This is a genomic window from Paenibacillus sp. J22R160 (assembly GCF_059692135.1).
Window position 1 is genome coordinate 59,543 of the sequence record NZ_JCAUAU010000001.1, and the last position, 15,370, is coordinate 74,912.

The 15,370-nt window shown below is 46.2% G+C and carries 16 protein-coding genes; 4 read left to right on the top strand and 12 right to left on the bottom strand.

What is annotated here, in order from left to right:
- Nucleotides 1-5: 5 nt before the first annotated feature.
- The 7 genes from AC58UW_RS00255 to AC58UW_RS00285 all read right to left on the bottom strand — a co-directional run bounded on the left by AC58UW_RS00255 (nt 6) and on the right by AC58UW_RS00285 (nt 6,915).
- Complete coding sequence (locus tag AC58UW_RS00255; RefSeq protein ID WP_497418719.1) at nt 6-923, bottom strand: class II fructose-bisphosphate aldolase; 918 nt, start codon at nt 921-923, stop codon at nt 6-8.
- A 34-nt stretch (nt 924-957) separates the two neighbouring features.
- A complete protein-coding gene (locus tag AC58UW_RS00260) occupies nt 958-1,839 on the bottom strand; it encodes a carbohydrate ABC transporter permease (protein ID WP_497418720.1) in 882 nt (293 codons plus the stop codon).
- Nucleotides 1,836-2,792, bottom strand: a complete 957-nt coding sequence (locus tag AC58UW_RS00265) for a carbohydrate ABC transporter permease (protein WP_497418721.1) — start codon at nt 2,790-2,792, stop codon at nt 1,836-1,838. Before AC58UW_RS00265 ends, AC58UW_RS00260 begins: the two co-directional genes overlap by 4 nt.
- An 83-nt stretch (nt 2,793-2,875) precedes the next feature.
- Nucleotides 2,876-4,222: an ABC transporter substrate-binding protein gene (locus AC58UW_RS00270; RefSeq protein ID WP_497418722.1), complete on the bottom strand. Its 1,347-nt coding sequence runs from the start codon at nt 4,220-4,222 to the stop codon at nt 2,876-2,878.
- 384 nt (nt 4,223-4,606) lie between these two features.
- A complete protein-coding gene (locus AC58UW_RS00275; RefSeq protein ID WP_497418723.1) occupies nt 4,607-5,524 on the bottom strand; it encodes a nucleoside hydrolase in 918 nt (305 codons plus the stop codon).
- 39 nt (nt 5,525-5,563) lie between these two features.
- Entirely contained in the window at nt 5,564-6,658 is a 1,095-nt protein-coding gene (locus tag AC58UW_RS00280; RefSeq protein ID WP_497418724.1) for a low temperature requirement protein A, read from the bottom strand.
- A gap of 101 nt (nt 6,659-6,759) precedes the next feature.
- Nucleotides 6,760-6,915 carry a hypothetical protein gene (locus AC58UW_RS00285; protein WP_497418725.1) on the bottom strand — a complete coding sequence of 52 codons (156 nt, stop codon included), beginning with the start codon at nt 6,913-6,915 and terminating at the stop codon, nt 6,760-6,762.
- 218 nt (nt 6,916-7,133) lie between these two features.
- On the opposite strand from AC58UW_RS00285, the gene AC58UW_RS00290 reads away from it, so the two are divergent.
- Nucleotides 7,134-9,512, top strand: a complete 2,379-nt coding sequence (locus AC58UW_RS00290; RefSeq protein ID WP_497418726.1) for an immune inhibitor A domain-containing protein — start codon at nt 7,134-7,136, stop codon at nt 9,510-9,512.
- A 415-nt stretch (nt 9,513-9,927) separates the two neighbouring features.
- Here the strand turns inward: AC58UW_RS00290 and AC58UW_RS00295 are convergent, their stop codons facing one another.
- Both AC58UW_RS00295 and AC58UW_RS00300 read right to left on the bottom strand, forming a co-directional pair.
- Nucleotides 9,928-10,281, bottom strand: a complete 354-nt coding sequence (locus tag AC58UW_RS00295) for a group I truncated hemoglobin (protein WP_497418727.1) — start codon at nt 10,279-10,281, stop codon at nt 9,928-9,930.
- 67 nt (nt 10,282-10,348) lie between these two features.
- Nucleotides 10,349-11,569 carry an MFS transporter gene (locus AC58UW_RS00300; RefSeq protein WP_497418728.1) on the bottom strand — a complete coding sequence of 407 codons (1,221 nt, stop codon included), beginning with the start codon at nt 11,567-11,569 and terminating at the stop codon, nt 10,349-10,351.
- A gap of 172 nt (nt 11,570-11,741) precedes the next feature.
- On the opposite strand from AC58UW_RS00300, the gene AC58UW_RS00305 reads away from it, so the two are divergent.
- Both AC58UW_RS00305 and AC58UW_RS00310 read left to right on the top strand, forming a co-directional pair.
- Nucleotides 11,742-12,065 (top strand): winged helix-turn-helix transcriptional regulator, encoded by a 324-nt coding sequence (locus tag AC58UW_RS00305; protein WP_497418729.1) that lies wholly within the window; start codon nt 11,742-11,744, stop codon nt 12,063-12,065.
- 24 nt (nt 12,066-12,089) lie between these two features.
- Entirely contained in the window at nt 12,090-12,248 is a 159-nt protein-coding gene (locus AC58UW_RS00310) for a hypothetical protein (protein ID WP_164819394.1), read from the top strand.
- Between the two features lie 35 nt (nt 12,249-12,283).
- Here AC58UW_RS00310 and AC58UW_RS00315 read toward each other — a convergent pair whose 3' ends face one another.
- Nucleotides 12,284-12,562: a DUF6171 family protein gene (locus AC58UW_RS00315; RefSeq protein WP_497418730.1), complete on the bottom strand. Its 279-nt coding sequence runs from the start codon at nt 12,560-12,562 to the stop codon at nt 12,284-12,286.
- A gap of 6 nt (nt 12,563-12,568) precedes the next feature.
- Nucleotides 12,569-14,062, bottom strand: coding sequence for an alpha-N-arabinofuranosidase (locus AC58UW_RS00320; protein ID WP_497418731.1), 1,494 nt, complete (start codon nt 14,060-14,062; stop codon nt 12,569-12,571).
- 210 nt (nt 14,063-14,272) lie between these two features.
- Between AC58UW_RS00320 and AC58UW_RS00325 the strand changes: the two genes are divergently transcribed.
- Nucleotides 14,273-14,434: an asparagine synthase gene (locus AC58UW_RS00325; RefSeq protein ID WP_497418732.1), complete on the top strand. Its 162-nt coding sequence runs from the start codon at nt 14,273-14,275 to the stop codon at nt 14,432-14,434.
- A 76-nt stretch (nt 14,435-14,510) separates the two neighbouring features.
- On the opposite strand, the gene AC58UW_RS00330 is transcribed toward AC58UW_RS00325, so the two are convergent.
- Entirely contained in the window at nt 14,511-15,290 is a 780-nt protein-coding gene (locus AC58UW_RS00330) for a phytanoyl-CoA dioxygenase family protein (protein ID WP_497418733.1), read from the bottom strand.
- Between the last annotated feature and the right edge of the window lie 80 nt (nt 15,291-15,370).

Genomic DNA, 15,370 nt, shown 5'->3' on the forward strand with positions numbered 1-15,370 from the left:
AAGTTTTATTCAAAATGCACAGCTTGCCCTTTGCTGCCCAAGAAATGGCTTATTTTATCCATGACCGTGTCTTCGACGGCCTTTCTTCCTTTGTCCATGGCCTCAGGCGCTAGTGCTTGACATTCCTCGTTCGTCAGTCTTTCTTCTCTCCCCAAAGCACCCAAGAAAGCAAGTTCCAGATCTGTAGCAATGTTCACTTTACTGACTCCGCCTCCTGGGAGGCGAATCGCTCCTGCCATCATGTCCGCTGGAACACCAGATCCACCATGCAGGACAAGGTGTACGGGTGTAAGCGAGCGAATCGCTTGCAATCGTTCCGTATCGATTTTAGGTTGTCTAACCATGTACACACCGTGTGCGGTTCCGCAGGAAACAGCCAACGCGTCAATGCCGGTTTCTTGAACGAAACGCTTAGCTTCTACCGGATCGGTATACAGCTCCTCGTCCTTATCCGTTTCTACGAAATCCGTTGTACCGATCATCCCCAGCTCTGCTTCAACGGAGACGCCTTTCGCGCGTGCATAATCGGCTACCTCTTTGGAAGTCGCGATATTGTCCTGCAAATTTTTCTCCGAAGCATCAATCATCACCGAGGTGAAGCCCGCTTCAATGGCTTCGGCAATCGTCCCAAGCTCCTTCGTATGATCCAAATGCAGCACCAGAGGCACCGTAATCCCTTCATCTGTTACTTTTTTATAAAATTCATCTGCGAACTCGTTCGGTGTAATGCCGTATCGAACGAGTTCTTTATGAGAAATTTGCACAATAGCTGGTGATTTCATCTTCTGGGCTGCTCGCAGCACCGGTGTAATCATCGGCGTATATCTCGGTGAAAATGAGCCAATAGCGAAACCATTTTTCTCAGCAACTTCTAAGGCTTGTTTTAACGTAAGTACATTCTTCGGTCTTAATCCAGTCGTCATGGTAATCTCTCCCTAATTTCTGTTTTTATTTGTTTTACCCTTTGGTTCCTGCACTGATGTTCATGCCTTCAATAAAGTATCTTTGGAAAATAAAGAATATCGCGATGACCGGAATCATCACCATCACAGATCCTGCCATCAATAAGTGCCATTGGCTGACGCCAGAGCTGACCTTAAAGGCTTGCAAACCAAGCTGAAGCGTATATTTGGACTCATCATTCACATAAAGCAGCGGTCCAAGAAAGTCATTCCAAGCCCCCGTGAAAGTCCCGATCGCAACCGTCGCAAGCGCAGGCTTAGCCAGAGGAAGCATAATGGATCGCCAGATATACAAATGGTTGGCACCATCGATTTTTGCTGCTTCTACGAGATCATTGGGAATACCCAGATAAAATTGACGAATAAGGAAAATGTGAAACGCGCTTCCGAAGAAACCAGGAATAACGAGCGGTAAATAAGTCCCCACCCAGTGTAATTTGGAAAATAAAATATACTGCGGAATCAACGTTACGAAGCCTGGAATGATCATCGTCCCAAGAATAATTGAAAATAGCAGCCCTTTTCCCGGAAACCGAATCTTGGCAAAGCCATAAGCAATGAAAGAGTTAGAGATAACATGCGCAAACACCGCAACAACCGCGATGAGAAGTGAATTTGCCGAATATCTGGCAAAATTGCCGGCTTCCCACGCTTCTTTATAGTTCGTCCAAACAAATTTCTTCGGAAACCAGGTTGGCGGGTAGGTTACGACTTCCGTCAGCGATTTCAATGAGGTTTGAATCATCCACCAGAAGGGCATCAGAAAGGACAAACTTCCCGCAATTAGAATAAGGGTCACGATCCACTTGGATATCCTTTGCTTCGTCCGGCGGCTTTGATAGTACGATTTCTTAGGAGCTGCTGCAGCAACCGTCATCGGGAATCTCCTCCTTCGTAGTGAACCCAGTATTTGGACATCACCATGTTAATAATGGTCACGATAATGGCGATAACGAAGAGGAACCAGGCCATAGCCATGGCATAACCCATATCGAAGACTTTGAATGCTTTCAGAAACATATGCAGGTTGAAAAATAGTAACGAGTTCGCTGGAGAACCCGGCGCGCTTGGGTCGTCGGCCATGACATAACCTTCCTGGAAAATCTGAAAACCGCTGATTAAACTCGTCACAACATCAAAGAAAATGACCGGAGTAATCATCGGCACCGTGATGTGCCAAAGCTTACGTAGATTAGAGGCTCCGTCAATTTCAGCCGCTTCATATAGATGGTCGGATACCCCTTGCAGCGCTGCCAGAAACAAGAGCATCCCTCCGCCAACCGCCCACATTTTCATCATGACAATCGCATTTTTGGTCCAGGCAGGATCCGTAAGCCACGAAGGTCCTTCAATGCCAATCCAACCAAGCACGGTATTAATGAGACCCGAATCCGGGTTAAGCAGCATCATCCAGAGCATATAAACGGCTACACCGGACAACACAGTTGGCAGGTAATAAATCGTCCGAAACCAACGCATGCCGGGAATTTTCACATTCAATAGAACTGCAAGAACGACAGAACCTATCGTCGATAAAGGTACTGCGAGCGCAACGTAGTACAACGTGTTCCGGAGTGATTTCCAGAACAAAGGGTCTTCCGTAAACATGCGTTTATAATTGTCGAAGCCAATAAAGTCCATGCGGGATGTGATGTCATAGTTCGTAAAGCTGGCGTACAATGAGAACAGCAACGGTCCTGCCGTAAAAATCAGAAATCCAAAAAACCACGGGGCCACGAAACCATAACCTTCTAATGCTTCTCTTTTATCCAGCGACCATTTTCTCTTTTTCGGCTGGGTAACCTTCGCTTCATGCAATTGGGGATTCACAGTTGTCCCTCCTAAACATTATCTTCGTATGCGTAAAGGGTGGAGCAGTCAACCATCATGTCTCCACCCTTATGAGCTCTTATTTATTTCGTATTCGATTTCACCAAATCCTCGACTGCTTTCTGTGCTTTATCCAAGGCTTCCTTCGGTGTTTGCTTGCCCAGAATAGCCTCATCGATTTGCGGGTTCAGCAGATTGAAAAAGTCTGGCGCTGTTACAGGAACCGGCCCTAGTACGGTATCTTTCAAGTTATCTACCGTAAATTTGTACACCGGATCCTTAATCAGTTCCGGATCGTTCGAAGCTTTTATATTGGAAACGTTATCAAAATTAAATTGAGCCCAATATTTCTGCGCATCCACATCCGTCATATACTTCATGAATTCCCAGCTCTCTTCTGGGTGCTTGGCGCCAAATGGAATTTCAATCGTGAATCCTCCGCCAATGCTCCAGTGTCCGCTTCCCTCTTTGAATTCAGGCATTGGTGCGATGCCGAAATCTTCTTTTTTGGCCGCAAAATCACGGATTTGCGTCCAGAATGTGCCCGCATCTATTTTCATAGCTAATTTTCCAGCGATAAGCGGGTCATTCGTTTTACTGCCAAAGCTTGCTTTGAAGGCATCGACTTCTTTTTTCCCTAGACGAGCATCCCAGCTGTTATACCACTCAAGGGCAGCGATACGTGCCGGCGAGTTGATGTATACGCCTTTATCGTCCAGCCATGGTCTTCCGCCATCGGCGTTGTTCAGGAAAATATCCTGTCCGCCCGCCAACCTGGGATGGAAGCCTAAGCGTTCGATTTTTCCATTATTGATTTTATCAATCTTCTTGGCGTACTCTTCCAGTTGTGACCAAGTTGTTGGCGGCTTCTCCGGATCTAGTCCAGCTTCTTTGAAAATCGCCTTGTTGTAGAACAATACACGTGTATCCGTTACAAAAGGAAGCGCATACACTTCATTTTTGTACGTCATCGCATTGTATAAGTGCGGGAAGAATCGGTCTTTTATATTATCCTTGGCCAAAAAAGGCGTTAAGTTCGTTACTTGCTTTTTGCTGGCGCGCTGCGCAACTTGGGTAATATCGTGGATAATGACATCGGGCGGATTGCCAGCAGCAATAGCAGCCAGTTCTTTCGTCCAACCATCTCCATAAGGTAAGAAAGTATGTTTAACCGTGATGCGATCTTGAGATGCATTAAAATCACTAATAATTTTCTCGATGATTGGACGACGCGTCGTGGAACCCCAGTGAGTCCAAAAATCCAGTGTCACTTTACCCTTCGGCTTCTCTACGGCCGTACTTGCTGCAGGTGCTGTCGTTGTACCCGTACTTGCGCTCGGGCTTTTATCAGTACTGCACGCTGTCAGCGCTATACCAGCTGTAAGTGCTGTACTCATTAGAACCAACAAGGATTTGTTTGCTCTCTTCATACATTTCATTCCCCCTATAAAATGATTAGACAACCTATGCCACATAGCTGATTTACGAGGCCTCGCTATTGGGACTATCAATCCCACACTGCGGACGTAGAACTCCACACAAAGGATTAACAACCCCACAAGGTAAAACGCTTACAATGTGGCTTTTTGAAGCCTATATCCATATAATACTCGCAAATACCACGTTGTCAATCATTTTTTAAACGCTTACATTTGTTTTAGTGTGGGGTTTGTACGACACAAACCTCTAAATACCACATTTTGCTGAGCGATATGGGGACGCTTGCATATTCACCGATACCACTATTCTCGCTTCAGGAACGCAAACAATCCCCACATCCAAAGGATGGGGGATTCCCTATTTTCTTGTTTGTCTCAGCCTTCCAGCTTGCTGAAGAAATCTTTAAACACACGATCACGCCGAACAAAGTGAACATAACGAATAAAATGCCGCGAAGCATCGAAGCTGTAACGGAAATCCTCCGACAGAATCGGGCTGTGCACCAGCTCATTCGGCAGCCAGCTTTCATCGATCAGGTAAGCGATCGTCGCTATATCCCAAATGACACGGGAATAGGCAAAATGGTCTTTTGCACAATTCTCGTAAGTTTCATAGAGATATTTACCGATCTCTCCCTGGTCTTTCACATACTCACGCACCTCCGGCAGCGTTGTGAGCAGGTGCGAAGCGACACCCATGCACGGAATTAATACGAGCGGCACACCGCAATTAAGCACGGTTCGAGATGCGTGCAAATCTTGCGCAAGGTTGAATTCCTTGGTATCAGGCCAAGGCAGAGCATGTCCGCCCAACCAGACGACGACAATTTTCTCGATGATACGAGGCTCTATCCATATCGCCGAAGCGACGTTCGTAATGGCGCCAATCGCCACCACGTAAAGCGGATCATCCTCAGGCGAGGCCATCGCCCGCTCTACCAAGTTTCTCGCCGCTTCGCTTTCTTGCGGGGACTCCGCTCCAGATAAATATCCCGTCGATCCGCGATAAATCGGGATTTCAGACATTTCTGGCAGCAGCGCAGAAATTTTCTGCAGTTCTAGATAGCTTTTCTCCATGCCATCTGCTGGTCCGTCTGACAATTCATTATGAAATGGAGCCGCATAAAAAGCCTCAATTTGCAGCTGCTCAGGGGATTTCAACGCATATACGACAGCGAATTGATCGTCGATTTCATTATAGGTATCCGTATCAAGCACCATGCGGACTTTTTTGCCCGGATGAGTTAGTCGCTGCAGCAGCTTCTCTTGCGTTATTTTCGGAAATGAAATCATTGATCGGTACCTCCCTTGAATACTTACATTCTTGGACTACTAACGGGTGGCTAATCTCGCATAAACCAGAAAAAACAGCGCCATTTCAGCAAGAATCACATAGTTGGGCACAACAACAAACAAATCTATTACAAAAAAAACGCCTAAAATTCCTAAAAATACGGCCAGATGAATCGGTCTCAGCTGAAGGTGCTTATGCCTATACCGATGAAAGATGATCGTCGTAGAGATGAAATACAACAGAACGGAAAGAAACACCATCGCCAATATAAAGTGGTACTCCAATTGATCCAAATACAGCAACTGAATCGATGCCGCGATTGTACTCAGAGATAAGTAAACGAATAAATGTACATAAATAATCGTTTGTCCAGCCGTTTGCAGCGCTTTATCCACTTTTCTCTCGATATTCTCAAAATACTGCCACCAAATCCCAATGACAAGAATAAAACTCAGTGCGGCAAACAAAATCGATGCCCACGTACCGTTGCTATTCTGTAAAACAGCTAACGTGCTCACAACTAATTCCCCTAAGAGAATCAGAGTAAACAAGGCAAAACGCTCTAATAAGTGATGCGTATTAATCGGCGTATGCACCAAGAATCGTCTGCCGATAACCGGCAGTAGAACATCTATCGCAATTCCCGCGTAAAGAATCAAATATCTGACCCAGGAGTCAAAAAATAAAGATGCGCTCGAAATCACGATTCCGATCCAAAACCGTGTTCCCAGATATCGCGCTGTCGCAGCACGGTGGGATACTTCCCCTTTTTGAATCGCCAAATATTGCATAGCTGTTAACGCCCTCGATCCTATGTATCCTATGAAAAAAGGAACGTAGTACCGATCAAAATCCGTAGATAAACTAAATGTCATGATAAGCACAAAAAACAATTGCAGGATCATGTAGATGCGGTGAGTGAACACATCCTGCCCATATCGGTTATTAAACAGCGTTTGCCCTACCCATGCCCACCAGATGGGAATAAAAATGAGTATAAATTTGATGATATATTCGAGTGAAATCGTCCCGTGGTCAGCATGCAGCAGCACATGTGTAGCCTTAGAAACGGCCGCTACAAACAGCAAGTCATAAAAAAGCTCCAACCACGTTACTTTCTTCGCGATGTTCATATCAGTCCCCCAGTAATTGGAATCAAATAGCTTGCTGCCTATATTATACCGAACAAAGGGAGGATGAATGTTATTTTTTTTGAGCGAATGCTTCCACTTGACTAAGCGGTTGTCATCCCCGTTAGTCCTGCTCCTACCACAGCCACGTCAGCTTGGATGTCATTTGCTAGCTTTGGATAAGATGGCATCGCTGTTTCGCTAAGCCAAACCGATTTTGGAAACTGTGGAAATGGGTCTTTACTTAGGTCGAACGACATAATGACAACCTCCTGAAATACACCTTTTGGATAAATTAACCTCTTTCATCCCCTTTTATTCTACATATTCACCTTTCCAATAAGCAGGAAAAGTCGAAATAGGGAATAAGTGGTAGGTCAGAATGTGCAGGTCTAGCAGCACTTACTAGATTTGGGAATCTATTATTTAATTTAACTGTACTACGGTCAATTAAATTTTCTAATAGGAGGTTTGATTATTGAATAAGACCATTTTTAAAATGACTCACTTGTTCTTCGCAACAAGTTTGACGGTAGGACTTTTTGCATCCACCGCATCCGCCGCAGAAACCGACTACTCGGAAGCACTAGAGGCTCTTGACGCACCGCCGATTGACGCTATGATCGTGGACGACGAGCGCCTGGCCAAGGGGCTAATGGACCGTGGGCTTTTAAACAAAAGCGCAACACCCGAACAAATATCCAAAGCAGTAAAAAGCTATTTATCTGTCAAAAATAAAAAACTAGCAAACTCCAAAGCTGATCAGAAGAACAAACTGCATGATGAAATGGACAAAAAGTCGAAGGACTTCGTCGCCAAACAAAAGGATAAGTTATTATCGCAAATGAACCACGGCATGGATAATCTCAAAATAGGAAACGGCAACGGCATCCCGATCCCATCCGCACGGCAAGATCGCTATAACGGCCCGGTTCGCGAGGACAAAGTACTCGTCCTTTTGACAGAATTTGCGGACTTAAAACATAACAACGTGAAACAAGAACCAGGTTTCATGTACGCCAAGGACTTCAGTCCGGAGCATTATCGTAAACTCATGTTTGGCGATAAAGATTTCAAATTGTTCGATGGATCGAAAATTCAAACCTTTAAGCAGTACTACGAAGAGCAATCCGGTGGCAGCTATACGGTTAATGGCTTCGTTTCCGACTGGTTGACAGTTCCCGGCAGTGCCGCTCAGTACGGAGATGATAACCCCGCTGGCGGTCATGACAACTTAGCCCCGCTTGGTCCTCGCGATCTCGTGAAAGATGCGCTTAATGCTGCTGTTGCCAAGGGCATTAACTTAGCCGATTATGATAAATTCGATTTGTATGACCTAGATGGCGATGGCAATCAAAATGAACCCGACGGGCTAGTCGACCATTTAATGGTCATCCATGCGGGTACGGGTCAAGAAGCTGGCGGCGGCGCCTTAGGCGACAATGCCGTTTGGTCTCACCGCTGGACACTGGATGGCGTGTACCCGATTGCGGGAACATCAACCCCAGTCAGTTATTGGGGCGGCAAAATGGCCGCTTACGATTATACGATTCAGCCTGAAGATGGCGCAGTCGGCGTATTCGCTCACGAATTCGGGCACGACTTGGGATTGCCGGATGAATACGACACCCAATACACGGGGCAAGGCGAGCCGATTGCTTCTTGGTCCATTATGAGCGGCGGCAGCTGGAACGGGAATATTGCCGGCACGACACCGAGCTCTTTTTCACCGCAAAATAAAGATTTCTTCCAGAAAACGATGGGCGGCAATTGGGCAAATGTCACTGAAGTTAGCTCCTCTGACATTAACCAATTAGGCAAGGCGGCTATCATTGATCAAAGCGTAACGAAATCGAAAAATCCAGGCATCGTCAAAGTCAATTTGCCGGATAAGGCCGTCCAAGGCATTCAACCGGCTTTCGGCTCCCGTTACTATTACAGTACAAAAGGCGATAATCTGCATACGACACTATCTACGCCAGAATTTGATTTGACTCATGCGCAAACCGCTACATTTGATTTCAAGTCCTTGTATGAGGTTGAATTCGAATACGACTATATGACGGTGACTGCGGCTACCTACGATGGACAAGAAGTAACGCTAGATGTTATTGGAGACAATGACACCAACGGTGACGCACGCGCGGAAACCTCGAATGGGGCTTGGGTGGATAAGTCCTACAACTTAGCGCCATTCATTGGCAAAAAAGTGACGCTGAACTTCGACTATGTGACCGATGGCGGCCTAGCTCTAAATGGTTTTGCCATGGATAACGCCAAACTAACCGTGGATGGAAAAGTAGCGTTCTCTGATGACGCTGAAGGAGCTTCTGCTTTTAAACTGGACGGATTCGTGCAATCCAATGGGATGGAATTCAAGAAGCACTACTATTATCTGGAGTGGAGAAACTACGAAGGAGCCGATAAAGCTCTGGCGTTCAGCCGCGGTGTCAAATACAACACGGGTCTCGTCGTTTGGTATGCCGATGACAGTTATCTAGATAACTGGGTTGGTGTTCATCCAGGTCAAGGCTTCCTCGGTGTTGTAGATTCTCATGCTGCAGCAATGGTGTTCAAGAAAGACGGAAAAGATTCGGTGTCTCAAACAACCCGTTACCAAGTCGCGGATGCGGCGTTTTCACTGGATAAAACACCTGCGTGGTACGTCAATAATGAGACGCGAGGCGAGTATAACTACAAACCACTACCAGGCGTAGAGGAATTCTCGGATGCCAAGTTGTATTCGAATGAGCTAATTCCAGACGCAGGCCGCTTAGTTCCGAAATTCGGTTTGAAATTCCGGGTAATTAGCGAAGCGAAAGATAATTCTGCTGGCTTGATTTGGATTCACAAGTAAGATCACAGGTAACATAATGCGAATCTTATGAAAAAAACAGGGGAATATCCCAAAAGGTTAAAAAAAGAGGCCTCTCTCGGTCATTGGATGACTTGGGATAGCCTCTTTTTTTATGGAACCGAATCGAATAGCTGGAAAAACTCCCTGTATTTCAAGCATGTATCCGCCAGATAAATCTAATAACTGGAAAAATTACCGTTACTTCTCTCCTTTAACCCTGTTTCTTATCTCAATCATCCGCATTAACAGGAGAAATTCCATTTATTCATGCCTGTAGTGTGATATTCAACTATCTAGTGGTAGTATATATATCCCGTTATTCTAAAGAGGCGCTCCCACAAGGTCAATACATGCTTTCCCTCGGTCATTAAATGACTTTCGGGACAGTCCCCTCTCTTTTTACCGCAATGGCCGCTTACTTATGGAGAATATCGTCTTTGAGCGAAGCAACGTGCGTAATCACTAGATCTATATCTGGTTTCGACACTTGAAAATGCGCAAGAGCCTCCGAGAGATGGTTGGCAACGGCATTAAAATGCACCGGTTGTAAATTCATTCCCTTATGAGCTTTGGCCATCGAGAAACCCGAATATTGATTCGGTCCTCCTAAAGCGAACGAGATAAATTTGGTTTGATGCTTGCGTTGTTTCTCCATATCCGTGTTTTTAAAAAACTCATTCACCGTATCGTCAGCTAAAATGAGTTCATAGAAATAATCGACTACTTTAGCGATTGCGGGCTCTCCGCCAACTTTTTCGTATAATGACATTGTTTGATCCACAGAGTTCATCCTTTACAAGTGAGTTCTATGGTTATTTTTCCCTGATTAATTAGATTCATCCCTGCGCTTTTCTTCTTTCCAACTTGGCAGATACTCCCGTGAGAATCACAGCAACCAAGACCATCAAACCACCAATCCATGGTGTATGCTTTAGTCCGATAGTGTCAACAATCAACCCGCCAATCAATGAACCTAAAGCAATCCCGACGTTGAAAGCCCCGATATTCAAGGCAGAAGCAACATCTACGGCGGATGGCACATATTTTTCGGCGAGCTGTACGATATTTAATTGAAGACCTGGCACGTTCATGAACGCGAGCAGCCCCATTAGAAAGATCCCAATCAAACCGGCCACTTTGAACGGCAGCATGAAAGTAAGCACGATCAGAATAGCTGCGTGAACAATAAACATCCAGAATAAAGCGCGAAGCGGATTATGATTGGCCCATTTTCCGCCGACTGAATTACCGATCGCTACTGCAACCCCATAGACAAGCAGAACAATAGAGATCACATGCTGATTAAGCCCTGTTACATCTTGTAAAATTGGGGTTAAATATGTGAATGCAACAAATGTTCCTCCATATCCAAGCGCTGTGATGGCATATCCCAGAATCAAACGAGAGTTCGTAACAAGACGAAGCATATCCGAAAATTTAGCAGGAGCCGACTGTTGCAGATTTTTGGGAATTAACGCTGTGATCGCGATGATTGCAATAACACCAAGCAAAGCAACTCCCCAAAATGTTGCTCTCCAACCTAACGTTTGTCCGATAAACGTTCCAAGAGGTACTCCGGTGACCGTTGCGACCGTCAATCCTGTAAACATTAAGGCAATGGCGCTGGCTTTTTTCTGCGGCGGAACAAGCTGGACAGCGATCGTCGCGCCTATGGAGAAAAAGACACCATGTGAGAATGCGGTTATAAAGCGAGCGACCAGCAATAATGAGAACGATGCGGAAAGCGCGGCAGCGACATTTCCAACAATGAAGATGACCATGAGAAGCATCAGCAATGTCTTGCGGTTCATCCGGTTTGTGAGTGCAGTAAGGATTGGAGCGCCAAGCGCAACCCCAATGGCGTAACCGGAGATTAGAAGTCCAGCAAGCGTAATCCCGATATGCAAATCATCTGCGACAGATGCCAGTAGACCAACGGGAACGAATTCTGTCGTTCCAATACCGAATGCGCTGATGGCCAGCGCAAGGAGTGCCCACTTCCCTGTATGCAGCTTTTCTTTTTGTATAGAAGCAGTTGGTGCGATAGTTTGACTCATAATTTCCTCCTATTTGAATGAATGTGACCTGCAGCAACACTTTACTTTTGATGCCTGAGTGTTATTATAGGATCACAAGAACTATTTGATAAGTACGCACTTTGAAGTTCTATAGATACTCCAAAGTACTATAGGTACTTAAAAGTTCCTATTCTTAATACGGAGGTAGACCATGCCCTATAATGTTCCCGTTGAAGCTACGCTTGATGTAATTGGCGGCAAGTGGAAGGTCGTCATTTTATGCCATTTGGATAAAGGCGACAAACGTACAAGCGAATTAAAAAGATTGATGCCTGATATTACCCAGAAAATGCTTACCCAACAGCTGCGTGAACTTGAGCAGGATGGCATGGTGAAAAGAACGAGCTATGAGCAAGTACCGCCCAAAGTTGTCTACTCATTAACACCGTATGGTTGGTCATTCAAACCTATACTGGATGCCATGTGTGCTTGGGGAGAGCAGCATATCCAGCAAAACGAGCTCATAGAAGTCTAGAAACAACAATTGGAGGCGATTGATGTGAAAATCATGATTTCAGCCGCGGAAGCCATTGAAAAAGGCGTATGGAATGAGATTTTGCGTCTCTTTGGTAGAGATAAAAACGAGGAAATATGGCCCAAAGAGGAATTCATTTTGACAGAAGAGCAAGCCATCCAGTTGAAGTTGATCAAGAAGTAAGGTGCCTATTTTGCGTGAGAAGTAGTACACCTCCACTACGCCCTATAACGCTGCCATCCCGTTGCGCCCGGATACGGGCAGCTTTTGTCCCGCAGCTTGGCGGCAATTCGCACTATGCATCCACATAGCGAGCATGTATGCCCGAAAGTGAGCTTAGGACACTCGCTGCACTGGCTTAACCGCTCGTGATACACCGAATCAGGCACGCACGCGTCTTCGGACTGAAACATGGGTGCTTGCAGCATCTTGTCAATTTGCGCATCCGTAATCTTGAACTCCTCGCGGCATCCTTTGCACTGGCGATTCTCAAGCATCACGTTCTACTCCGTGGTCAATTCCATTACAGTGACGGACATCGGAGGAAGTTCCGCATGGATCACCTGATCAGCCAAACTGAACGCTGTGAACTCCGCTGGCGCTACTTTGTTTGTCTCTTCGAAGGTGTTGTGGCCGTCGATTGTGTCTGAGGTCAATGTAGTTCCTTTCACAGAGACAAACTTGTTGGCTAAGCCGCGCAGCTCTACTTCCACGTTTGCGCCAGCTTGATGATCCAGATTGCAAAGGCTGATGTGTACGCGGCCCTCTTCATCTCTGGAAGCCGAGACGGAGATTTGCGGAATGGCTTGTTTCCCTTCGCCAAGCTCTATAATGGACTGATGAACATCCAACAGCTGCGCATCCTGGTGAACCTTGTACATCTCGAACACGTGATAGGTTGGCGTAAGCACCATTTTCTCCCCTTCAGTGAGGATAACAGCCTGCAGCACATTCACCAGCTGAGCGATGTTCGCCATCTGGACGCGATCACAATGCTCGTTAAAAATGTTCAGCGAAATCCCTGCGACGAGTGCATCGCGGATCGTGTTCTGCTGATATAGAAAGCCTGGATTCGTTCCTGGCTCTACATCGTGCCACGTTCCCCACTCATCAACGAGCAAGCCGATTCGCTTATCTGGATCATACTGATCCATAATAGCGGAATGCTTGCTAATCAGCTCTTCCATGAACAAGGCTTTTTTCAAAGTTACGTGCCACATTTCTTCAGGGAATCCGGTTGCTGCCCCCTTCTCCTGCCAGGAATCGCCGGGTACCGTGTAATAATGCAGCGTAATTGAATCCATAAAACGATGAGCCTGCTTCATTAGCGTTTCCATCCAGTGATAGTCGTCTGTGTTCGGTCCGCAAGCAATTTTATGTATACGATTGCTGCCATAATTACGGACATAGGTCTGGAATTGACGGTACAGATCAGCATAATATTCAGGCCGCATGTTCCCTCCACAGCCCCAATTCTCATTCCCCACGCCGAAGTATTTCACTTTCCACGGCTTTGGTCTACCGTTTGCCTCACGCATTTCGGCCATTGGAGACACACCCTCAAAGGTCAAATACTCGACCCAATCGGCCATCTCCTGAACGGTTCCGCTCCCTACATTGCCGTTAATATACGGCTCGCATTCTAACATCTCGCAGAGCATCATAAATTCATGTGTCCCAAAATGGTTATTTTCCACCACGCCGCCCCAATGGGTATTAATCATTCGTTTCCGGTTTTCTTTCGGACCGATACCGTCTTTCCAGTGGTATTCGTCTGCGAAACAGCCGCCAGGCCAGCGTAATACCGGGATTTTCATCTTTTTTAACGCAGCGGCGACATCATTGCGAATGCCATTCGTATTCGGAATTTCTGAATCTTCGCCAACCCATAAACCTTCATAAATGCATCGACCCAGATGCTCAGAAAAATGTCCGTAAATATTGCGATTAATCGTGCCTTTCGCCCGATCGGCGTTAATTGTTATCCGGTTGGTCACAGAAATTCGCTCCTTAAATTAATATTTTTATTAATCAGTAAGTAATTTCATGAATTCATTTATTATCATAAGTTGAACCTCTGGCTTTTGCAACCGTTTTTTTCGAACGGCTAGCTCCGAGGATCGCCTTTGCTTGTAGACGGATAATTTCCGCTCTTTTGTTCTAAAATAAGCTTTGTCTTTCCAAATAAACCAATGGGAGTGATACACATGCGCGAAGGTTTGATCCCTGCTGTTCTTGGAACTGTCGTAACGGCTTCTGCTGCTTCACTACTCGGAAGCAAGTATAAGCTTGCAGCAACTGGTGTGCTGGGATTTGGCCTGGCTCATGTCGTTTTAGGGGCTATTGACCTCATCGAACATCGGCAGTAATTGGGAAGGCCGGCAGATTGTTAAAAAGACCTAACGGATGATGATTATCCGCTAGGTCTTTTTAAGTTGAATGAACTTATACATTCAATATATAGCGCGCGGCCGGGCTTATTCGGTCATAAGTGCTCTTGCGAATATACGCGGCCTGATCGAGCTGCTGCTTGTGTTCTCTCGCCGAGAAATATGCATGCAGAGCTCGGCGCGTCTTGGCTGTTTGGTTCAGCGTGCCGCCATGCCAGAGGTGCGAATTGAAGACACCGACTGAGCCGGCCGGCGCGACAATCAGCTCCTCTTGCGGATGAGGCGCGAGCGGATCGATGTCATATTCACGCGGATTGCCGGGCAGTCTATGCGTTCCGGGTACGACTCGGGTAGCTCCGTTCTCTGGGGTGAAGTCATCAATAAGCCAGATCGAATTACATACGTGGAAAGGCTCGTGCTCTATGCGTGCGCCCCAATCTGCATGCAGTGCCTGCAATCCAGCGCCAGGAATAGCATCACGTGCATTCAACGAGGATAGCATGAATTCCCGCTGCAACACATGGTAGATGGCTGCGAGCAGTTTCGGATGTGTATACACGCGATCGAAGCATTCACCTTTATTCACAAGGTCGGAGAGCCGCCGTGTCCCTTCCTCCTGATGCACCTCTTTCCCCGCGTTCATCCCCTCTTTGTCCATCAACTCCTCGTACTTGGCACGAAACGTTTCAAGCTCATCTGTGTTCAACATGCCGGTAAACAAGACGAAGCCTCTCTCATCGAGACTCTTTTTCTCCTCCTCCGTTAATAGGTCATCTGTAGCGCCTAAAGCTAGCAAAGCCTCTTCAATCTTGTGAATAGTCGCGGTATTATTCACGCATATTCCTCCCTCATCATTGTTCCATTTGATACTTATATGCTAAGCTAATCTTGTGGAACAATCGATTCTGAGAGCTG

Excerpts from the sequence above, each read along its gene's own strand:
- AC58UW_RS00255 (WP_497418719.1), bottom strand. The coding sequence starts at position 923 with ATGACGACTGGATTAAGACCGAAGAATGTACTTACGTTAAAACAAGCC.
- AC58UW_RS00260 (WP_497418720.1), bottom strand. The coding sequence starts at position 1,839 with ATGACGGTTGCTGCAGCAGCTCCTAAGAAATCGTACTATCAAAGCCGC.
- AC58UW_RS00270 (WP_497418722.1), bottom strand. The coding sequence starts at position 4,222 with ATGAAGAGAGCAAACAAATCCTTGTTGGTTCTAATGAGTACAGCACTT.
- AC58UW_RS00275 (WP_497418723.1), bottom strand. The coding sequence starts at position 5,524 with ATGATTTCATTTCCGAAAATAACGCAAGAGAAGCTGCTGCAGCGACTA.
- AC58UW_RS00280 (WP_497418724.1), bottom strand. The coding sequence starts at position 6,658 with ATGAACATCGCGAAGAAAGTAACGTGGTTGGAGCTTTTTTATGACTTG.
- AC58UW_RS00285 (WP_497418725.1), bottom strand. The coding sequence starts at position 6,915 with ATGTCGTTCGACCTAAGTAAAGACCCATTTCCACAGTTTCCAAAATCG.
- AC58UW_RS00295 (WP_497418727.1), bottom strand. The coding sequence starts at position 10,281 with ATGTCATTATACGAAAAAGTTGGCGGAGAGCCCGCAATCGCTAAAGTA.
- AC58UW_RS00300 (WP_497418728.1), bottom strand. The coding sequence starts at position 11,569 with ATGAGTCAAACTATCGCACCAACTGCTTCTATACAAAAAGAAAAGCTG.
- AC58UW_RS00305 (WP_497418729.1), top strand. The coding sequence starts at position 11,742 with ATGCCCTATAATGTTCCCGTTGAAGCTACGCTTGATGTAATTGGCGGC.
- AC58UW_RS00315 (WP_497418730.1), bottom strand. The coding sequence starts at position 12,562 with ATGCTTGAGAATCGCCAGTGCAAAGGATGCCGCGAGGAGTTCAAGATT.
- AC58UW_RS00325 (WP_497418732.1), top strand. The coding sequence starts at position 14,273 with ATGCGCGAAGGTTTGATCCCTGCTGTTCTTGGAACTGTCGTAACGGCT.